This is a genomic window from Paraconexibacter sp. (assembly GCF_041602235.1).
GTDB lineage: Bacteria > Actinomycetota > Thermoleophilia > Solirubrobacterales > Solirubrobacteraceae > Paraconexibacter.
Genome location: NZ_JBFIGP010000345.1, coordinates 1 through 3,612, shown reverse-complemented (window position 1 = coordinate 3,612; position 3,612 = coordinate 1). Strand labels below are relative to the sequence as shown.

At 70.2% G+C, this 3,612-nt stretch carries 1 protein-coding gene and 1 pseudogene; one reads left to right on the top strand and one right to left on the bottom strand.

Annotation, left to right across the window (positions count from 1 at the left end; all coding sequences use genetic code 11):
* A pseudogene (locus ABYE80_RS18535) lies at positions 1-1,371 on the bottom strand (hypothetical protein); the annotation flags it as partial.
* Between the two features lie 120 nt (positions 1,372-1,491).
* On the opposite strand from ABYE80_RS18535, the gene ABYE80_RS18530 reads away from it, so the two are divergent.
* Positions 1,492-3,612, top strand: a 2,121-nt coding sequence (locus tag ABYE80_RS18530; RefSeq protein ID WP_372791787.1) for a Calx-beta domain-containing protein, incomplete at its 3' end; no start/stop codon positions are given.

Here is a 3,612-nt window from a genome sequence, read left to right as displayed (position 1 = left end):
TCGCTTGAGCAGGTCGACCTTCGAGACGCTGCCGTCGCGGTGACGGAACTGGAGCTTGACGAGCCCGACCCCGGAGGCGAACCACGAGCGCCGCACGCCGGAGCCGAACCGGTAGCCCTTCTGCGTAAGGCGGCTCTCGACCAGCAGCGCCGTGAAGCGGCCTGCCGGGGTGCGCACGCGCTGGTATCCCACGACCTTGGAGCGCCCGGTGACCCCGAACACGGCGTAGTCGCGGCCGGCCTTGTTCGTCTTCCAGGTCTGCCCCTTCTTCGGGTAGGCCGGGACCACCGGGTTGATGCCGAACGTCATCAGGTCGAAGGGGGTGAACAGATGACGCCTGCGGCTCTTGGGGAGCCGCTTGGGGCCCAGGGCGGGGAAGCGGACCCGTGTCGCGGTGGCCGTGGACACCGCGAGGCTCGTGATCCCGGACTTGCCGCTGCTGAACACGTAGCTGCCGCTGGTCCGGATGGGCCCCGAACGGCTGCGGACGTCCACCGTCGCCGTGGCGTTGGCGGACGCCCCGACCGTGAACTCCTGCACGGAAGCACGCTTCATGTGACGCGTGTTCGTGTAGCGGTAACGGCGCTTCTTGCCCGTGATCAACGGGAAGCGGGAGCGGTCGGACGGCGCTGAGCGCGGCGAGAGGTTCGTGGCCTCCAGCACGGCGGTCGAGATCTCGCCGCCGGCATGCCGGAACACGATCTTCACGGGGCCGACGCCGTACACCCACCACGTGGTCCGCAGCCCGCTGCCGTACGGGTCGCCGAGCGCCCCGCCCTGCGTGATGTCCGACTCGAGCTTCGCCGCGAACACGCCGCGCGGGAAGGCCGGGACGGTGACGCGCTCCCGACCGAGGTAGCGGTTGGTGCTGGCGACGTCGTTGCCCTGGCCGCCGAGCGCCGACCAGGCGAGGCCGCGCACGACGGGCTCCCGCAGCAGTGGGGAGCGGCTGCCCCAGATCAGCTGGTAGTGCGTGCCGGCAAGGCTGTTGCCACAGTTGCTCGCCGACGCGCACAGCACCGGGAAGTGCGGCGGCGGCGGGGTGCTGGACCAGTTGGTGTTGACGAGGCCGCTGTTGGTGTACCGGTAGTCGACGGTGCCTTCGCTCGTCACGGACCCCTCGCCGTTCCCGAGGTCCGCGGTCGTCCAGCCGAGCTTCAGCGCGGTGTCGCTGCGCTCGGCGACCGTGTAGCGCTCACGGGTCTTCGTCGGGGAGAAGCCGCTGTCCGTCCAGCCGTAGACCCACGAGGCTCCCGGTGGGTTCGGCATCCATCGTGCGGTGGACGACGTGGCCGCGTGCGCTGCCTCTCCCGCCCACATCGCCAAGGCGATGACGCACGCCGCGAATCCACCCCTGCTTGCGGCTCCCATGCGCGTCACGCTACCGCAGTTCGCGCGGCGAGGCGCCACGTTCCCGTGGTTTCGATAGCCCGGAAACCTGTTGTTGGAAGGAGGTTGCACGGCGTGCTGCGGACCCGTCACGATGGGGTCATGGAGACAGGGGATTCCGCGCCGCGGCTGCGTGCCGTGATGGCGATGATCACGGCTGCCTGCGCGTGTTTCGTGCTGTGGCCGGTCGCCCAGGCGCACGCCGCCCCCCTGACCTTCAGCGTCGACTCGCCCGCCGGCGTGACGGAGGGCAACCCGGGAACCGCCGGCTCGATCGTCTTCACCGTGAAGCTGTCGGAGGCCGCGGGGAACACGGTGACCGTCGACGTCCACACCAGCAGCGTGACCGCGACCTCGTCGCTGGACTTCTTCGCCGTGCCCAGCACCACGCTCACGTTCGCGCCCGGGGAGACCGAGAAGACCGTCACCGTGCAGCTGGTCGGAGACGAGACCGACGAGCCGGACGAGAGCTTCACCCTGCAACTGACGAACGCGACGGGCGGCGCGACGATCCCTCCCCCGGCGTTCGGCACCGGGACGATCATCGACGACGACCCGCCGCCGACCGTCAGCATCGCCGACGCCTCCGTGACCGAGCAGTCCAACGCGACCTCGCTGATGGCGTTCAAGATCTCGCTGTCGCGTGCCAGCGCCAAGACCGTGACCGTCAAATGGGCGACCGCCGACGGCACCGCCACCGCGCCAGCCGACTACACGCAGACCAACAACCAGATCACCTTCTCGCCGGGGACGGTGAGCCAGAACATCACCGTGCAGATCGTCGGGGACACCGTCGACGAGACCGATGAGACGTTCACGGTCACGCTCTCCGACCCGACCAACGCCACGATCGCCGCAGGGACCGCGACCGGGACCATCCGCGACGACGACGGCCCCAGCATCACGATCACGGGCGCCACCGTGACGGAGGGCGCGTCCGGGACGAGCACCGTCGCCCGGCTGACCGTCGCACTCGGCGCGGTCAGCCCCCAGGACGTCAGCGTCGCGTACGCGACGGCCAACGGATCCGCGACCGCCCCGGAGGACTACACGGCGATCCCTGCCGGCCAGCGCCTCACCATCCCGGCTGGACAGCTCGTGGGCACGATCGACGTCCTCGTGCACGGGGACGACGTCGACGAGGCGGACGAGAACCTGAGCGTCAACCTCACATCCCCGCAGGGCGGCAACATCACCGCGGCCACCGGCACCGTGACGATCACCGACGACGATCCGACGCCGAGCGTCGTCGCCTTCGACACCACGCTGTTGGAGGGGACCGGGGTCGCGAACGCCGCGACCGTGACCGTCGGCCTGACCACCGCGAGCAACCGGGCGCTGACGGCGACCTACGAGACCCGGGACGGCACCGCCCAGGCGGGCGTCGATTACGCCCGGCAATCGGGATCGCTGGTGTTCAACCCCGGCGAGAAGACCAAGGTCGTCACGATTCCGATCGGGGCGGACTCCGCGATCGAGGAGGACGAGAGCTTCTCGCTCGTCGTGACCGACACCGCCGAGACCGGCCGGACCGCCGTCGCGACGATCAGGATCCTCGACGACGACCTCACGCCGGCCGCGACCCCGAACCTGTCGATCAGCGACGGCACCCCGGTTCGCGAAGGTGACTCGGGGACCACGGACGCCGAGTTCACGGTCCGTCTCGACGCGCCCCTCACCCGCCACGTCACCGTCCGTTACGCCACGGAGCCGGGCAGCGCGACCTCCCCCGAGGACTTCGAGGCGACCGACGGCGTACTGACCTTCGTGCCCGGCCAGACGGTCCAGACCGTCGAGGTCCCCGTGAAGGGCGACAAGCGGATCGAGTCCAACCACGACTTCACCGTGAAGCTCTCCGAGCCGTACAACGCCCGTCTGGCCAAGGCCACGGGCCTCGGGATCATCGTCGACGACGACGCGGGGCTCGATCGGCTGGCGGTCCCCGGGAAGGCCATCCGGGCCACCTCGCTGCTGTGCCGGCGGTCGTCCTCGAAGAGCTGCGCCGGCCTCCTGGTCCGGTGGGGCGCCGTCGTCAACGGCACCATGCGCGTCGACGTCGACGCCTACCTCCCGGCGAAGAAGACCAAGAGCACGACGAAGACCAAGTCCAAGGCCAAGTCGTCCGCCTCCAAGCGGCGTCTGCGCCTGATGCGGCGCACCTACAAGGTCAAGCGGGGCAGCGCCAGCCGGCGCGTGCGCCGTTCCGGCTCGAGCGCCGCCCGG